The 17,459-nt window shown below is 62.0% G+C and carries 12 protein-coding genes; 7 read left to right on the plus strand and 5 right to left on the minus strand.

The window, feature by feature from the left end:
- Positions 1–75 precede the first annotated feature (75 nt).
- Entirely contained in the window at positions 76–702 is a 627-nt protein-coding gene (locus CK220_RS12690) for a hypothetical protein (protein ID WP_176479067.1), read from the plus strand.
- Between the two features lie 296 nt (positions 703–998).
- Here CK220_RS12690 and CK220_RS31890 read toward each other — a convergent pair whose 3' ends face one another.
- A complete protein-coding gene (locus CK220_RS31890) occupies positions 999–3,242 on the minus strand; it encodes a hypothetical protein (RefSeq protein ID WP_176479068.1) in 2,244 nt (747 codons plus the stop codon).
- Positions 3,243–3,605: 363 nt separating this feature from the next.
- Here CK220_RS31890 and CK220_RS12700 point away from each other — a divergent pair, with 363 nt between their 5' ends.
- Positions 3,606–3,785 (plus strand): hypothetical protein, encoded by a 180-nt coding sequence (locus CK220_RS12700; protein WP_095811852.1) that lies wholly within the window; start codon positions 3,606–3,608, stop codon positions 3,783–3,785.
- On the opposite strand, the gene CK220_RS12705 is transcribed toward CK220_RS12700, so the two are convergent.
- The gene (locus CK220_RS12705; RefSeq protein WP_245429151.1) at positions 3,779–4,510 is read right to left on the minus strand and encodes an isoprenylcysteine carboxylmethyltransferase family protein; all 732 of its coding nucleotides are present in this window, start codon (positions 4,508–4,510) and stop codon (positions 3,779–3,781) included. The two genes, CK220_RS12700 and CK220_RS12705, sit on opposite strands and share 7 nt — an antisense overlap.
- A complete protein-coding gene (locus tag CK220_RS12710; protein ID WP_141245129.1) occupies positions 4,507–4,908 on the minus strand; it encodes a hypothetical protein in 402 nt (133 codons plus the stop codon). The genes CK220_RS12705 and CK220_RS12710 overlap by 4 nt, the downstream gene beginning before the upstream one ends.
- 692 nt (positions 4,909–5,600) lie before the next feature.
- Here CK220_RS12710 and CK220_RS12715 point away from each other — a divergent pair.
- Positions 5,601–6,065 (plus strand): hypothetical protein, encoded by a 465-nt coding sequence (locus CK220_RS12715; RefSeq protein ID WP_095811855.1) that lies wholly within the window; start codon positions 5,601–5,603, stop codon positions 6,063–6,065.
- Positions 6,066–6,187: 122 nt separating this feature from the next.
- On the opposite strand, the gene CK220_RS12720 is transcribed toward CK220_RS12715, so the two are convergent.
- Positions 6,188–7,489 carry a hypothetical protein gene (locus CK220_RS12720; RefSeq protein ID WP_245429153.1) on the minus strand — a complete coding sequence of 434 codons (1,302 nt, stop codon included), beginning with the start codon at positions 7,487–7,489 and terminating at the stop codon, positions 6,188–6,190.
- A gap of 442 nt (positions 7,490–7,931) precedes the next feature.
- Between CK220_RS12720 and CK220_RS12725 the strand changes: the two genes are divergently transcribed.
- The 4 genes from CK220_RS12725 (at position 7,932) to CK220_RS12745 (ending at position 17,030) form a co-directional block, all read left to right on the plus strand.
- Complete coding sequence (locus CK220_RS12725; RefSeq protein ID WP_176479069.1) at positions 7,932–11,033, plus strand: efflux RND transporter permease subunit; 3,102 nt, start codon at positions 7,932–7,934, stop codon at positions 11,031–11,033.
- On the plus strand, positions 11,020–11,898 hold the full coding sequence (locus CK220_RS12730; RefSeq protein ID WP_141245130.1) for a hypothetical protein: 879 nt from the start codon (positions 11,020–11,022) through the stop codon (positions 11,896–11,898). The genes CK220_RS12725 and CK220_RS12730 overlap by 14 nt, the downstream gene beginning before the upstream one ends.
- 78 nt (positions 11,899–11,976) lie before the next feature.
- Positions 11,977–15,123, plus strand: a complete 3,147-nt coding sequence (locus tag CK220_RS12735) for an efflux RND transporter permease subunit (RefSeq protein WP_095811858.1) — start codon at positions 11,977–11,979, stop codon at positions 15,121–15,123.
- Between the two features lie 1,016 nt (positions 15,124–16,139).
- Positions 16,140–17,030 (plus strand): FHA domain-containing protein, encoded by an 891-nt coding sequence (locus tag CK220_RS12745; RefSeq protein WP_095811860.1) that lies wholly within the window; start codon positions 16,140–16,142, stop codon positions 17,028–17,030.
- Positions 17,031–17,255: 225 nt separating this feature from the next.
- On the opposite strand, the gene CK220_RS12750 is transcribed toward CK220_RS12745, so the two are convergent.
- Entirely contained in the window at positions 17,256–17,459 is a 204-nt protein-coding gene (locus CK220_RS12750; RefSeq protein WP_095811861.1) for a hypothetical protein, read from the minus strand.

A 17,459-nucleotide genomic window follows, 5' to 3' on the forward strand; every position in this document is an offset into this window, starting at 1 on the left:
TTTGCCTGGGGCAGCGGCTGCGCCGTGCTGACGGAATGCGGCGGCAGACTGGCCGAAGCACCTTTGGAGGGTGCCGTGCGTCAATATCTGGGATCCAGCTTGGCACAATTCGCGTTCGCGTGCTCGATCGCGATAGCTTGCGCGGGAGCCGCGACCGGCGGCGAGCGCGGCCAAGGTCATGGCGCTGGTGGCGATCATGGGAATAGCGCTGGCAGTCAGTCCGGCAACAGCAACAGCGGTCAGCACAAGGGAACCAGCGGCGATCCCAGTGGCTCCAGCGGCAGTCCGCCGTCTGGTCCACCGTCTGACGATGACGGAAGCAGCACCGCCACAACCGGGTCAGTGACGTCAGCCGCGGGCGCATCCGGCAACGGCGGACGGTCGCTCGACCTTCCGCCCGCCCTGCTGCCCTTTGAAGACAGCGCTATTCCACTGACAGTCCATCCAATCGAAGCGCTGCCGGGCGTCCCGGACAACATCGTTCGCGCCTGCCGTGAGGCAATCGAGCAGGCCGCGGCTCAGTTTGGCGCGACCAGTGTGCGCGTCAGCAGTGCAGGTTCCGTTCGTCGGTTGAGCCGACAGAGGGTCTCGGCCCCCGTCCAGGTCAGCATCGACTATGGATATCAAGACAATGTCGAGACGCGTCAGGCGCCGGTTGGCTGCGAACTGAACGCGAATGGCAGCGTGATCGGACTGACATAGCGCACAGCGCGGAACGACTCGCCGTAGACGCCGAGTTCATCCCGCCCCGCTCCCCGTTTGCCACAGGGCAATCGCATATGGAATTGCCGAGTCTTTGCAACAGTTTAGCCGTCGCAAGACACATTTGCGGGCGTTCGATCGCTGTATTGAGACGGAATCGGACCGAGAACGGACCAGAATCAAAGCGCGAACTGCCCGCGTCGACGATTTTCTCGGCACCCGGCCAAGTACCTGGAAAACCAAGAAAATCGCCATATGCGATTCCCCTGCCGTTTGCCAGGGCAGTCGTTTCAAGCTTAGTCCAGCGTCGAATGGCTTGGCCGGAGGGAAAACGGAAGCGTGATGGCACGCACACGGATCTCGCGCGATGGCTTGCGAACCTTGCTGGACGTAGTCTTCTTTTGGGTGGCAGCCTTCATCTGATTTTGGCTGACAGCCTTCATCTGACCTGTGCCGGCCGATGCGCGGCCAGAGCGCGGCTTCAGCGGCGGCTGGATCCGTGCGTCGCGGCGCTCGGCCCTAAGCTTGTCATTGTCGGCGCGCGTTGCGGCCAACTCGCGGGCGAAAGAAACCGTCGCTTCACGTTGCTTGTCCAGAGCCTCCTTCAGCCTGATGGCGGCCTGTCCTAAAAGTTGGCGGGCTGTGTCACGCTCGAGGCGGGCTTTGTTCAGGTTCTCTCCGACCGACACGGCTAAAGCGCGTTCTTGTTCCAGAGTCTGCGCCGTCTCGGCAGCACTCTGGTCCGCATGCTCTCTCGCTGCGCCCGCCTTGGCGCGCTCCTGCAACGCCGCGTCGCGCTCCAGCCGGGCTTTGTCGAGGTCCTCACGGGCCGCGACTGCCGAAGCGCGTTCGCGCTGCAGGGCCTGCGCCGTTTCGCGAGCAGTCTGCTCCGCTCGCTCTCTCGCTGCGACAGCCCTGTCTCGCTCCTGTAACGCCGCGTCCCGCTCCAGCCGGGCTTTGTCGAGGTGCTCATGGGCCGCGACTGCGGAAGCGCGTTCGCGCTCCAGCGCCTGCGCTGTTTCAGTTGCAGCCTGCTCGGCATGCACTTTCGCCGAGACAGCCTTAGCTCGCTCCTGTTCAGCCGCGTCGCGCTCGAGGCGGGCTCTGTTTACGCCCTCTTGGGCCGATACTGCGGAACCGCGTTCGCGTTCCAGAGCCTGCGCCGTTTCGGCAGCAGCCTGCTCGGCACGCTCTTTGGCTAAGACGGCCTTGGCTCGCTCCTGTTCGGCCGCGTCGCGCTCGAGCCGGGCTTTGTCGAGGTCCTGACGGGCCGCGACTGCTGAAGCCTGTTCCCGTGCCAGAGCCTGCGCCGTCTCGGCAGCAGTTTGCCCAACCCTTGCCTGCGCCGTGGCTGCACCTGTCCGTTCCCGCTCAGCCGTGTCCGCGATCGCGGGCTTGGACAGCTCCATTTCGGCAACGTCTCCACGAAGGTCCTTTGACTTCCGGCGCTCCTCGTCAAGCATTCCGCTCGCTTGCGCCAGCGAAGCCCCGGCTTTGGCGCGATCCTCGGCGGCTTTGGCTTCAAGCTGTTCAATTTGCGCTCGCGCTTGCGACAGGTCGCGCGCCATCCGTTCGGTTCGCTCCCGTTCAAGGCGAGCAGCAGGCATCTGTATAAAGACATAGTCGATGGTTTCGCTGAACCGCGCGCGGGCGTCTTGCGCGATCCACCGCAATGCCTCGAGCGTGCGGGCTGCCACAAGTTCGTTGCGCAAACGCTCTTCGCTGGCGTTGTCGGCGGCTGCCATGCTTGTCTTCAGCACCTCGATCTGCCTGCGTGCCTCAGCGAGGGCACTCTGCAGAGAGGCGCTCCTGGCGCGCTCTTCCTCCATCGCTCGGTGCTCCTGGCCAGCCAATTCCCTGGCAGCGGCTGCCTGAGCACGAGCTGCCTCGACTTGCGCCTCGGCAGCGTTGACATCCGGGTTGGGCAAATCGCCACTCGTGGGTACGTCGGCTGATTCAGCCATATCCAATGCCGTGCTCGCCGGAATCTCCGAGGGGCGTGCAAGATCGGGAAGGGAGTGGCTATCCGCCCGCGAAATGGCGGGGGCGCTTTCGACAGGCTTTTGTCTCGTCACCGCATAGCCAAGCGGCACTGCCAGACAAATTGCGGCGACGCTCAAGCGTGACAAAAGGCTCGTCGGCCTGCGAACACGGGGAGGTAAGGCCATGGCGAAGTTGGTCGCCGGAGCGAAAGCATTGGGCAGGTCCTCGGGCGAGCTCTCGCCCGCTTCGGGCGCCATGTCGAGATAATCCTTTCGCATCCCGGTCTTGCCGGAGTTTAGATCTTGAACATCCGGGGTTGGGGGCACGGCGGCCCGGGAAGAAGCGGCTGCAAGATTGAGTGGGCGATCCCAGGCCCAGGAAGCCTCGTCGAGCGGCATAGAGGTGCTTTCGCTCAGGTAGCCATACTGGTGACGCCGTCTCGCTGCGATGAGGATACGCCGGACCACAAGGAAGAAGCCTACAAATACAAATATTGTCATCCCGCCCAGGAGAGCGAGACCTGTGTCGTCTGCGTAAAACCCGGCAAGATCTGACATTGCGCGGTTTCCGATGTAACCTTAAGCTCGTGAAGCGGTGTGTGGCTCCTCGCCGTGGCTAACTTTGCTGCCTGCCTTCGAAGCTGTCACTGCTTCGGCCCCCAGTACTGGGGGAATTTGTCGACGCATGGCGGGGCGCCGGTCGTACGTTGACAGACAAACCAGCACAGGCGCTTTTCGCTTGAAGCAAAAGTTGACGATGCTGGAGCAGCCGCTTGTCAACCGACGGCGTGCAGACTTCGAAAAGCCAGATCGCACCTCTCCATCCTCAACGTCCCGCGAGTTCTCCCACTGTGCGCGCCATGCCGCCATTTCGGAGTCTGGACGGTCCATCGTGGAGTTTAAGCTAGGTCACGGACACCGGTGGTCAACCATCTGGGCGACAGTTCGGCCATGCAAAATGGCCATGGCGGTGCGCGGCACGAGCGCCAAGACTCCCGCGGCTACCTCATCAAGCGCGACGAACTGGTGACGATGCCGAAATCGGCAGGCCATTTGTTCCTGCTGCTGAGAGAGGATCTGGCACTTGGCGGATCTCAGTAGATCGTCATGAGGATCGGCAGGAATCTGCCAGCTCGCAGTTGTTCGATTGCTTCAATCGCGGGAAAGGCTGCGGGGAAGTACAGTCCATCCTGGAAGTTGCGCTTGAGCGCTTTGGGGGAGAAGACAACTTCCGGAGAGTCCGTATATTGGGACAGTTTCGGCCAGAACATCGGCGTACAGCGCGCATAGGAATCGTATTGCGAGCCGAAGATCGTCTTCAGGTGTTCGGCCTCCTTGGCTGCCGTGGTCACCAAGATCCAATAGCTGAAAAGTGCTAGCGCCAAAGCGACGACGATCGATCCATGGATCAATCCGATCCCAGCTGCGCCAAGCATAGAAAAGAGATAAAGCGGGTTCCTGGTCAACGAGTAGGGGCCGGAGGTGATCAACTCCAGGTTCTTCTTTGAACCGATATAGAGAATGCTCCACATCCTGCCAGTGAAGCAGGTGAGGACCAGGCCGAGACCCGCGATCTGGATAAGCTCATGCACGCCCCCATCCAACCCGGGCTGCGAAAACAGGATAACGGTTGCAGCAACCAGCCCCGCTGCTCGAGCGGCGTTTATTCGCATCCTTTGATTGACTGACTGAACTTTCATCGAGGCCCCCGGGAATGAATGGGCCGCGTCTCTGGGGTCGGCATTTTGACGGCAACCCCCGATATGCGGCTCGCTTGCGCTTGCCAGGTTTTGCTGGCCGTGCGGCTGAACAGGGGTATCGATCATTGGATCGTCTCCTCGGTAAGCTGAAGGAAGACGTCCTGGAGCCGCCCGCCCTTGGCCTCGAAGGCGAGGATCGGCTTCTCGGCGCGAATCAGGACATTCGGGATTTCGTTGTTGAGATGGCGGCTTGGAGGTGTTTTCGTCGGATCAAGAAGCTCGACGCGCAGCCGGCCCGCGTCCCCGTGGACGAAATATCCCGTGCTCGGCTCCAGAATGGTCGGCAGGATGCAGGTGGAGGTTGCTTTGCCCGCGCCGTTTGGGCCGAGAAAGTCAAGAACCCGGCCGGCGCGCAGGTGAAACGGTAGAAGCGCCTTTCGTGACCCATAGGACTTGTTAAGGTCTTCGGCCACCAAGACGGGGGCAGATGAGCCGGGCTCTACGGCGACACTTCCGCGAGACATTCAGTGCAGGCTCCCTCGTGCCTGCCAGCACGTTTTCAGGTTGACGCACATATTTATCGCTGCAGTCGCCAGCCTTTACGATTCGGCAGTTGAGCTGACTCGCTTGCGAAGGGATTACCCCTTTTTGCGAATAGGGCTCGTCCGTGGTGTCCGAGGTCAGCGCCAGCTTGACTGAGAGAGCGGGATTTCTGGCTCATCGCAGCGCTTGAAGGAAGTCGTCGCCGAGCAGGCGCTGGAGCTGCGGCTGCTTAAAAAAGCATGATCGTGGATAGGAGCGACGACGGATGAGATATCCGCCTGCGAAGTATGCCCGTTCCCCGGAACGACGCTACCTCCCGCCGGCGGCGTCCGGAACTTCGGATGAGCCGCTACGGCTTTCGGTTAGGCCGGCAAAGCCGTTTTGGGCTATCGGTGCGCCGGCGCGCTTTGTCCTATCCTGCGGTTCAACATCGGGCAACGGTCGCGCTGGCTCCCCCAGCCAGCCTACGCTCCGCTGGGCGCGGCGGGTGGGTTGCGCAACACTTGTCAACTTGGTGGGTCGCAGCGCTGCAGGCGAAGCTCGCGGCAAACACTACAGCCGAGCGAGCTCGGGCCGCGGCAGAGGCGGCAAAGCGGCACTGCGTGCTTGTCTGGTCGACGTCAGTTGGCGCCGTTCCGCCAAAACCGATGAGATCATATGAAGGAGGTCCCCCATGAAACCTGCTCGTTACTGCCTGGCGCCCGGCGCGTTCGTCCTCGTGCTTGCCGGGGCGACCGGCGCGTCGGCCGCGGAACAGCCGATCGCCTGCAAGAAGGTGCCGTCGGTGGTGCGGGACATGTTCCACAAGGATTTTCCCGTCGCCAGGGTCAAGGCATGCGCCCGGGAGGTCGAGAACGGAGAACTGGTTTTCGAGATAGCAAGCGTCGAGGGCGCAATGACGCGCGATGTGCTCTACCATCGCGACGGTAAGGTCATCGTCGTCGAGGAATCAATTCCGATGGAAGCGGTGCCTCAATCGGTGCGTGCGGCCGTTGACACGAAATTCGCAGGTGGAAAGATCAGGCTTGCGGAGAAGCTGACGCGCGACGGCGAGGTGAGTTACGAGTTCCACATAAGCTACAAGGGCAAGAACGTTCAGCCCGTCTTCGATCCGGATGGAAAGGAAGTAAAGGGCTGATGGACGAAACTCTTGCACTGAAGGGTCGCTGACTTCAATCAGCGTGAGGGAAGGAACAAGTCGGGCGCATGCAGACGGGAAGGCAGCTGTCAACAAGCGCCGGAACATCCGAACGATGGAGCCTACCTGCCTAACTGCACGTGTCCGCCGAATTGGAGCGTCGCGCGCACACTGAAAGTGTGCGTTCTCTCGTCTTCAGCATTCTCCGCGAATGTGTAGCCGGCGCCGAGGTTCCATTTCGCCGCGTCGGACGGCGCGTCTTCTTCCCCGGACGCATAAATCACTTCGAAATCCGCCAATTGCTCGCGGGTGTCCGGACCGTCGGCGACAAAGTTCCGCTGGTGCGTGTAGGTGGCTATGTAGGTCAAAGGTTGCACTTCCAGTGCGACAGAGCCGGTGAGAAGCAGAGCGTCGTCCGGACCGCCGTCGAAATGCTTGAGGTAGGCCGATTCGCCGAGAAGCCTCAGTTTGTTCCCGTTGAGGTCGAAGCTTCCAGTGGCGGCAGCAAGGTAGGCCAATTCATTGCCGGTCCCCGGCAGCGGTTCCTCTTCTTCTTCCTCCTCCTCCCCTGTGTCGGTGGACAGCCCGGGCTTCTGGTATCGGATGCCAAGGCGATAGCCGAATTCACCGTCCTTGTAACAATCGCCCTTTTCCGCCCCTTTGCAGCCATCGAGGGTAACCGAGAACGAGGATAAACCGGTGGTGTTGCCGGCACCGCCATCCGCCAGCGTGAGCCGTCCACGGTTGGTAAAGAGCGACTCGCTGAGGAACGTCCGGTCGGTCGTGAATACCGTCGCGGCCAGGGCATGGTTCAGCCCAAAGCCCTCGAAGCCAACAACAGCTTCGCCACCCAGACGTTCGTCAGCGTCGAAAACAGACGCCAGATCCGGGGCGTGTATCCCCGGCAGGGCTTCGCTGGCCAGGCTGAATACCGTGTCGAACTTTCCGGCCCTCACGGTCAGGGGATCGACCTTGGCGAGAGCGTAGAGCTCACCGACATAGGTGCCGATCCCTTGAAAGGCCGCATTCTCCCCGGGTTCCGGGTCGACCACGGGCTCGGTAACGATGGCACTCACGAACCGAAGATAATCCGTCGGGGCGTAGAAAAGATCGAGCTCGAACTTCGGAAACAACACATCGGATCTCAGGAAAGATGGATGTGCACCAAATATCCAGTCGTTCTGCAGCTCCGCGGTAGCCTCGTACCCCGCGCAGGGCGCAGCGCATTCTTCGGCCAGAGCCGGTATCGTTTCTTCGGCCAGAGCCCGCTCGTGCTCCTCCGCCAGTGCCGAAGCCGAAGAGTACAGCAGCCCTATGCCACTAAGCGCTAAGATAAAAAGGCGAATGACCGGCGAGCCCCCATGAGATGCACCACGCGCCGATGATATACGATGAGTCCACTGTGGCAACTGCGATTTCGTCATTTTGTCCCTTACAAACGCGACTTGTCCGATACAAACGCAAACGTGTCGCATCCCTACAACACTTCTTCGCTATTCCGCGCCCGGTACGCTCGCCGAGGACCGCCGGCGCAGCAAATTGGCGGTCCCGCTTCGCCTTCCTCGAATCAGTATTCGCATGGCACTCCCGGGCCGAGGCAAACTGCGCCACGGCACGTCCAGCCTTTTGCTGGAAACAGGCACACGCACATGCAACCGACGCGAGCAGTGACGAGTGAGTCGCGATCATAATAAATTTGTATGAACTATTTCTCTACTCCGAAAGTTATAGGTCGCCGGATATACGGTAAAAGCGCCTTGCAATATTGATTAATTATGCGGTGCCCTCCCGCGTGATACGCTTTGGGACTGTCTCTGATCTGTCGCAGGCGCGGTTTCGCGCGCCGCGGAATCGTGGGGGATTGCCGTGCTGCAAACGCTCGTCAAGCTGAGTCTCGAATTTCGGCATCTGGTCCTAGCAGCCGCGGTACTCTTGGTAGCGGCGGGTGCCGTTCTGCTTCCCAAGGCCAAAATCGACGCTCTTCCCGAGTTCGGGGCGCCGATCGTGGAGGTGCAGACCGAGGCTCTCGGCTTGTCGACAGGCGAAGTGGAAAGCCTGGTGACCATCAATCTCGAAGAGATCCTGACCGCGACGCCGTTCCTCAAATCAATTCACTCCAGGTCGGTGCCGGGGATGGCTTCGGTGTTGCTCACCTTCGAGCCCGGCATGGATCCAATGAAAGCCCGACAAATGGTGCAGGAGCGTCTTACGATGGCTTGGGCCCTGCCCAATGTCTCGAAGCCGCCCACCATGCTGCAGCCGAAGTCGGCGGCGGGCCGTGGCATGATCGTCGGACTGTCGTCCAAGACCGTGTCGCTGATCGACATGTCGGTGCTGGCCCGGTGGACGATGACGCCGAAGCTGCTCAGCGTACCGGGCGTCGCCAATGTCGCGATCTGGGGCCAGCGCGCTCGCCAGCTTCAGGTGCAAATCGAACCTCAGCGCCTCGAATCGGCCGGCATCTCGCTCGATGAAGCCATAGAGAGCGCCGGGGATTCGCTCTGGGTCTCGCCGCTGAGTTATCTTGAAGCGTCAGTACTCGGAAGCGGAGGCTGGATCGATACGCCGAACCAGAGGCTCGGCATCCAGCATGTGCAACCGATCAGCAAGGCCAGCGACCTGACGAAGGTTGCTGTCCCGTCTTCCGCGCTCAGGCTAGGAGACGTCGCCGAGGTCGTCGAAGGCCATCCGCCGCTGATCGGTGATGCGATGATCAACGGACAGCCTGGCCTCATCCTCGTTGTCGAGAAGCTTCCCAACGTCGACACCAAAGCGGTCGTAGCGGGGGTCGAAGCTGCGCTCGCGGAGTTGAGCCAAGGCATGCCGGGCATCGACATCGACGCCTCCCTCTACCGCGCCTCCGACTATGTCGACAGCGCCTTGGCCAATCTGGCCTGGATGGTGATCGCCGCCATGGTGGTCGTGTCCGTAGCCCTCTTCCTGTCCTTGACGCCGGTCGGCGCGGCGAGCATCGCCGTCGTCGCGATCGTCCTGTCGTATGTCGCGGCACTTGTCGCTCTCTATTTCAGCAGCCCCATCTTCAACCTGATCCACCTGGCCGGCCTCGCGGCCGCGCTTTCGCTCGTGGTCGACACTGCGGTAGTGGCAGCCGAGGCCATCGGGCGGCGCCTCCACGCCGGTGGCGGCCGTCCGGTCGCCGCGCCTGTATTCGATGCGATCGGCGAAATCGGCAAGCCAATGATCTATGCAGCGGTGATCGGTCTGCTGGCGGTTGCTCCGATTCTCGGACTCGACGGCGAAACCGCGGCATTCTTCCGGCCGCTGGCTCAGGCCTATGGTCTCACGGTGGCCGCTGCCATGGTCGTCGTGCTCTTGGCGGCGCCCGCCCTGGCGATGATTTTCTTCCGCTCGGGCAGGGCAGCAGGAAACAGGTCCGAACCGCGGCTGTTCGGTGCGGCCTACGGGCGGCTGCTGGGGAAGTTCTCGGCGACGACCGGTCCTGCCTATGCGATCGCCGGCCTCGGTGCGTTGGCGCTCCTCGCGGCGACGCCGGCCCTGAAGTGGTCGCCGTCGCCGTCCTTTGACGAAGGCACCGTCCGCGTTTCGTTCACGGCCGCGCCGGGTGCATCCTTGCCCGCCATGATCCGGACGGTGGCGCGACTGGAATCCGAAATCCGCGCAATCGACGGGGTCAGCTCTGTCGCTGGCCATCTCGGCAGGGCCATTACGGGCGACCAGGTCACCGGCATCGAATCCGGGCAGCTCTGGATTGGCCTCGACGAGCGGGGGAACCGAGCCGCCGCACTGTCGCAAATTCGCGACACGATGGAAGGCTTCGCGGACCTCGAGGTGAAGGTTGAAGGCTATCTGGCCAGTACGGCTGGGCGGATCTTCGCCGACGCCGGCGAACCAGTGGTGGTCCGCATCGAAGGGGCCGAGACGACCGTGCTTGAAGAGCAGGCAAAGCTCGTCGCGGCGAGAATCGCCGCCATTGACGGCATCAACTCCGTACGTCTCGACAAGAACGCTTTCTCGCCCGAAATCGAGGTCAAGGTCGACGTTGCGGAGGCGGCTGCACGTGGACTGAAACCGGGGGACATCCGGCGCGCGGCAGCGACGGTCTTCGCCGGGCTCGAGGTTGGCAATCTGTTCGAGCAGCAAAAGGTGTTCGAAGTGGTGGTTTGGGGGGCTCCCAACGCACGAAGCAGCATCGCCGACGTCGAGAATCTTCTGATCGAAACGCCTGATCGCCCGCATACACGCCTTGGTGATATCGCCGAGGTGCGGATGGTGCCGCAGTTGAGCACCATCGAGCGTGACGGCGTCACGCGCAGCATGGACGTTCACGCGAGCGTCGCAGGGCGCAGCGTCACGGCAGTGGCGGAAGACGTGGCGGCAGAACTCAAGAAGGTGCAGCTCCCCTTCGAATACCATGCCTACGTTCGAGGCGAGTATGCCGAGAGCCGTGCAGCCATGCTGCAGGTGACGCTGTTCGCAGTGTCGGCGGCAGTCCTGATCTTTTTCCTGCTGCAGGCGGCGCTGCAAAGCTGGCGACTGGCGACTGGCATGTTCCTTTCGCTGGTGGCAGTGTCGGGTGGCGTCGCGGCGATCCTCGTGGCCGTAACGGGCACTGTTTCGATTGGGACGCTTGCCGGACTTCTCGCCGTCCTCGGGCTTTCACTCCGCAACGGTCTGGTTCTGGCCAGCCGCGTCGATCAGACCGGCGAGCAGACGGGTGACGACTCCTGGCCGGACCTTGTCGCGGCGGCCGCGCGCGAGCGCTTCGCGCCTGTGTTGACGAGCACGCTGATCACCTGCCTCGCCTTCCTTCCCGCAGTGGTCATGGGCAGCGCCGCCGGTCTGGAGATTCTGCATCCAATGGCATGGGTTGTAATCGCAGGCGCAGTCATTTCAGTCCTGATCAATCTGTTCGTCCTACCGGCCATGTTGCTCCATTCCGGCCCGGTTTCACAACGCCTTGGAGGAGTTGCACATGCTTCGCAATAGGCTTTTTCTTACGTCATCCCTCGTCGCCGGTGTGGCCCTTGGCGTGGTAGCCCTGGGACCGTTCGCGGCCGCGGAGTCGCCCGCAGGTGCGCCTGCCAAGCTGGTAGAGGTCGCAGGTTCCCCGTTTCCAGGCGTGGTTCTGACTGAACAGGCCGCCAAACGACTGAGCATCCAGACCGAAGCGCTGCGGGAGGAGACGGCGAAGCGATGGATGATGATGAACGCCCAGGTCGAGATTGCGAGCGGTGAACCGTCGGTGAATGCAATTACGGAGACGGCGTCCATCGCGCCGGCCGGTGAAAGCGGCCAAGCACGGCAATCCCTGATCAAGGTGCCTGTGGACGCGGCGAGCCAGATGTTGATCGCGGTTGTCGCCGACGAGGATGACGACGACGAGGCCGGCGACCACGACGAGTTTGCCGAGATTTTCGGCGTCGCCAACCCGGCGGACGAGGATAAGGATGGTCTAGTGGTCGTGCTGCTGACCGGCCAAGGCCGCTCCGGTAAATATTACACGGCGCGGCCGGTGGCGGTGAAGGACCGGGACGACGGGCGGTTCTTTGAATTCCTCGAGGCAAGCAGCGGCGTCAAGCCAGGCGACCATGCGTTCGTGGCCATGAAGGCGCCGGAGAGCGGCAGGATGGCGAAGATCGTGCCCTACTCGTCGGTTATCTACGATGAGCACGGGGACAGCTGGCTCTACTCCAATCCGGAGCCGCTCGTCTTCGTCCGCCAGAAGGTGGCTGTCGAGCGCGTCCTCGGCGACATAGCGGTTCTGTCGGACGGACCAGCGCTCGGTACGCCGGTCGTGTCGGTCGGCGCGGTCGAGCTGATGGGGGTTGAACAGAAGTTTGGCGGGCACTGAGCGGGCGTGAAAAACATTCCGCCGCTTGCGAACGCCTGAGTTAGCTGGCGTCCAATCATCCGAACAAAGGACAGGGCCATGTTCCGCTGGATCATCGGCACGAATCTGAAATACCGGTATCTGGTACTGGCCGCGGCAGCGCTGATGGTGCTGCTGGGTCTGGACGTGTTCCGCAAGATGCCCGTGGACGTCTTTCCCGAATTCTCCCCGCCGCTAGTGGAGATTCAGACCGAGGGTATCGGCATGTCGACCGCCGAGGTCGAGGAACTGATCACCATCCCCCTCGAGGATGCACTGCGCGGCACACCGGAACTCGACGTCATCCGCTCGAAGAGCGTGATGTCGCTGTCCTCGATTGTCATGATCTTCAAGCGGGGAACCGATATCATGCACGCCCGGCAGCTCGTCCAGGAGCGCGTGCAGCTTGCGTCGGCCAGACTGCCGTTCGGCTCGAGCCCGCCCGTCATGCTGCAGCCCTTGTCCTCGACCAGCCGCACCATGAAGATCGGCCTCTCGTCGAAGGAGCTCACTCAGCTCGACCTGTCGATGACCGCCTACTGGAAGATCCGCTTCCGCCTGCTGCGCGTGCCCGGCGTCGCCAACGTGGCGATGTGGGGCGAAAAGCTCAAACAGCTGCAGATCCAAGTCGATCCCGCACGCATGCTGAAACACGGCGTGACGCTGAACGAGGTCATGGAGGCTTCGGCCGATGCGCTGGACTTCGGCCTGCTGCCGATGTCGAGCTCGGCCAAGAGCCAGACCGTAGGCTTCATCGACACCGCCAACCAGCGGCTCTATGTCGGCGCCGACGTAGCGTCCAGCGTGAAGCTGGAGGACGTCAAGAGAATTCCGGTCGAGTCAAAGGCCGGCGAGCAACTGGTGCTGGCGGACTTTGCCGACATCACCTGGGGGGAACCGCTGCCGATCGGCGACGCGGTGATCAATGACGGTCCCGGCATGATGCTGATCGTCGAGAAGTTCCCGTGGGCGAACACGCTGGAGGTCACGCGCGGCGTCGAGGCAGCCTTCGCCGAAATGAAGGACGGCCTCAAGGGTATCGACGTCGACCTGCAGATCTTCCGCCCGGCGACGTTCATCGAGCTCTCGATCCACAATCTGACAATGGCCTTGCTGGTGGGATCGGTCCTGGTGGTCTGCGTTCTCGGCGCCTTCCTGTTCGAGTGGCGGGTGGCGCTGATCAGCCTGCTGGCAATTCCGCTCTCTCTGGTCGCCGCGGGACTTGTTCTCTACTGGCTCGGAACGACCATCAACACCATGGTGCTGGCCGGCTTCGTCGTGGCGGTGGGATCAGTGGTGGACGACGCTATCATCGATGTTGAAAACATCACACGGCGATTGCGCGAGAATCGCCGCAGCGGCGCCGGCAAATCGGTCGCGTCGGTGATCCTGGAAGCATCGCTCGAGATCCGCAGCCCGATCGTCGCCGCGACCCTCATCATCGTCATCTCGGTCGTTCCTGTATTCTTCATGGGCGGTCTGTCGGGCACTTTCTTCGTGCCGCTGGCGACGTCCTATTCCATCGCGCTCCTCGCTTCGATGGCCGTGGCGCTGACGGTCACGCCGGCACTCTGCCTTATCCTGCTTCAAGGAGCGCCGATCGAGCGCGTCTCGCCGCTGGTCGGGTGGTTGCAGCGAGGCTATGCCGCCGTGCTGTCGCGGATCATCGCGGCTCCTCGCGCGATCTTTGGGATCACCGCGATCGTCGTGGTCGCGGGGTTGGCCGTTTCGCCGCTGCTCGGAACCTCGCTCCTGCCCTCCTTCAAGGAACGCGACTTCCTCATGCACTGGCTGACGCCGCCCGGGACATCGCATGCCGAGATGTACCGGATGACGGTAGCTGCCAGCAAAGAACTGAGATCCATTCCCGGGGTGCGCAACTTCGGCGCTCACATCGGCCGGGCGCTGGTGGCCGACGAGGTGGTGGGCATCGACTTCACGGAGAACTGGATCAGCGTCGATCCGAAGGTCGACTATGACAAGACCCTGAAAGCCGTTCAGGACACGGTCGACGGCTATCCGGGTATCTATCGGGACGTCCAGACCTATCTTCGCGAACGCGTGAAGGAAGTGCTCACCGGGTCGAGCGAGTCGATCGTGGTTCGGATTTTCGGGCCTGACGCGGCGGTATTGCGCGAGCAGGCGGTGAGGGTGCGCGACGCCCTGACCGGCATCGAGGGCCTGATTGACCTACACGAGGAGCCGCAGAAGACGGTACCGCAAATTCAGGTCACCGTGGATATCGCCAAGGCGGCTTCCAGGGGTCTCAAGCCCGGGGATGTTCGTCGCGCTGCTGCCGTGATCTTCGCCGGTCACGAGGTGAGCGACGTTCATCGCATCGGAAAGGTGTATGACGTCATGGTATGGTCGACGCCCAAATCGCGGCGCGGCCTTGACGACGTGCAGAACGTTCTCCTGGATACCCCCGACGGCGGCCAGCTCCGGCTCGGCGACATTGCCGAAGTCAAGATCGCCCCGGTGGCCAGCACCATCAAGCGCGAGAACGCCTCGCGCCGCCATGACGTGCATGCCAATGTGCGCGACCGCGACCTGGGCTCGGTCGTCCATGAGGTTGAGGAGCGCCTGGCCAAGTTCGAGTTTCCGCTCGGCTATCATGCCCAGCTGCTGGGCGAGGCGGCGGAACGCAAGGCTGCGCAAAGCAGGCTCTTCTATGCCTCTGTCGTCGCCGCGGTCGTAATATTCATGCTGCTACAGGCCTCCCTGAGAAGCTGGAGGCTCGCTGCCCTGGTTTTCCTGTCACTGCCGGCCGCTCTGGTCGGCGGGGTCATCGCGGCCTATCTGGGCGACGGCATCATCTCGCTAGGCGGCCTCGTGGGGTTCCTGACGGTATTGGGCATCGCGGCCCGCAACGGGGTGCTTCTGATCCACCATTTCCTGCATCTGGAGCGCGAGGAGGGCGAGCCCTTCGGACCGGAACTTGTCCTGCGCGGCGCGCGTGAACGCCTTTCGCCCATTCTCATGACGACGTTGGCGACCGGCCTTGCGCTCGTCCCCTTGGTCATTACAGGCAACATTCCCGGGCAGGAAATCGAACATCCGATGGCCATCATCATTCTGGGTGGGTTGATCACGTCAACGCTCCTCAACCTCTTCGTCGTGCCCGCAATCTATCTCAGACTCGGTTCACTGCAGGCGCGATCGCCGGCGCGGACCACGGGTCTCGGCCTGGAGCCGTCTTCCGTTTGATGCAAAAGCCGGAGATTGAGACCAGTACGTTCGTGACTCTACCGCATCCAATCACCGGCTATACCGTCGGCGATCATCTCGATCGCGCAGCGAAACAGGCGGGCAAGTCGAAGACCTGCGTGGGGACTGTCAAGATCCTATGGGAAAGCGCGTGACCTGGCGGGATGAGTGATGAAAAGCGGGAGCGGCACTCTGGCCGGCAGGCCAACAGAGCCGGGCCTTAGCCGGCGGGCGCTAGGAAACGAAATACGGCACCGGCTGACGACAAATATGCGCTCCTGCCGCAATGATGGGCACGCATTCACAAAAGAAGCAGCGTCGCTAATTTCCGCGTGGCCTGGCTTTTGGTCCTGGTAGGCTTTCGCACGGATTTGCGGCCAATCTGGCGATTCGCGGATCTCTTAGCCATAGAGTCTTCTTTCTTCTTTCCAGACTCTCTTGGCGGCCCACATCAGCGGCCGATTGGCCTTTCGCGGCAAGCGCATAGTCGGCTCGGTTCGTTCGATAGTCTTCCTTTTGGATGGACATCTTTTTCCTCCCGGTCCGCGGTCTTCCCTCCCTAGCCTGGACAGAGACACTAGCTGCCGAAGCATCGCAGGAGTCTACAAATTGAGAATTGTATTAAAATGATACAGCTCACCCCATCGGCTCACTCGCGCCGCTCAGCATTGCCCTGAACCGGCCCGTATGCCGCGCCTATTCGTCGCTATCCTCGTCGTCGCTTTCGGGATGACTGTTCCGGACCGCATCATCCGTTTGCTATTCAACAACGAACGGTTGGCTATCCATCGCAATCTCGCTGATCGGCGATAGCGTTCCTTGCCGCCCAATCGGAGCGGCCTCGTGGCCCGAGCAGTCATCCGGGCAATCATAGCCGTGGAAAGTCTCTTGCGCAGTTGGGCGGCAACAAGGCCGGGTTGTCCGCCCAAGATGGTCACGTCACATCACCGGCTCCCAGGGGGGCAAGGAGGGCGACTTATGTTATATACGTTGCGTTCTTGGTCGGATACGAGCCGATGGATCAGGAAAGACTTCTGGCCGCAGTCCTCCTAGCTGATGTCGTGGGCAGCACGCCGCTCTATGAGCGCATCGGCGACGATGCCGCTCTGCAGCAGATCTCGGATTGCCTCGACGCGATACGCGAGATCGTCGCCCGGCACGGCGGTGATTTCATTTATTCGAAGGGCGATGACGTGCTCAGCCTTTTCGAGAGCTCGGAGGCGGCGCTGACGGCCGTACGCCAAATCAGCAGCCGACTGACGAAAGGGCCGTCGAGCGCCCGAATCGGATTGCATTTCGGGGCGGTCATTCGCGCGCGGGGCGCGGTATTCGGCGACGTTGTCAATGTCACGGCAAGGTTGTCCACCACGGCCAACCCCGGGGAGGTGCTGATCAGCCAGAGCTTCTTCGAAGCCCTTTCCGCGGATAGCCGCGGTGCCTTACGGCTCCTCGACAAAATGGCCTTCAAGGGAAAGCAAGAACTCTTCGATGTTTATACCCTGGGGAGCGACGACGGCGCCCTCAGTACGCAAATCGTCAGCCGGGGCACAATTGTCGAGAGACGCTCCGCCCCGCCGCGGCAGATCAATCTGGTCATCCGCTATGGAGATCAGTTGCGATCCTGCCGAAACAACGAATTCGTGACGATCGGCCGATCTCCGGAATGCAATATCGTGATCCAGCGGCCCTGGGTCTCAAGGCACCACGCAACCTTCACCATTTCGAATGGCAAGGCCGTGCTTATCGAGCGGAGCTCGTCGGGCACATTTGTGTCGATGGGACCTGACCATGAAGTATTCGTGCGCCGCGAAGATATTCTCCTCTTCGGCTCCGGCGTCATCTCGCCTGGACGGAGATCGTCCCTCGGCGACGGCCAGGTCCTTCACTACGAAATTATCTCAGGCTGACCCGGCCCCGGCTCGTTAGCCGCGACCGGCTGCAAAGCGGCCGCGACGATCTCTACAGCAATTCTGCAAGCGCGCGGCGCTGGATCCGGCAGCAGGCGGCAACGGTCAAGCCCTGCTGTCCTGCCCTTCTTCGCCGGCTTTGCCGCGGGCACCAAGGGCGTGGCCCGCTACAACGGCGACAGCGGCTTTACCGCGCCGACGGCGGCTTTTCCGAGGTCGTGACGATCAAATGGCCTTCAGCACGATCAGCGTGACCGAAGTGGCCATCGCAATCACGATCAAGGCCCAGATGACGGCGTTTTTGCTCAGGCGCCAGCGCTGGCCTTCTTCCTTTCGCTTGCGCCATCGATCGGCATGGTTGGCGCCTTCGTATTTTCCAGAAGAGGGACCTGGAGGCAGCGGCTTCTTGCGCTGGGGTCTTGCTGGCAT

It is taken from the genome of Mesorhizobium sp. WSM3860, from assembly GCF_002294995.1.
GTDB lineage: Bacteria > Pseudomonadota > Alphaproteobacteria > Rhizobiales > Rhizobiaceae > Mesorhizobium.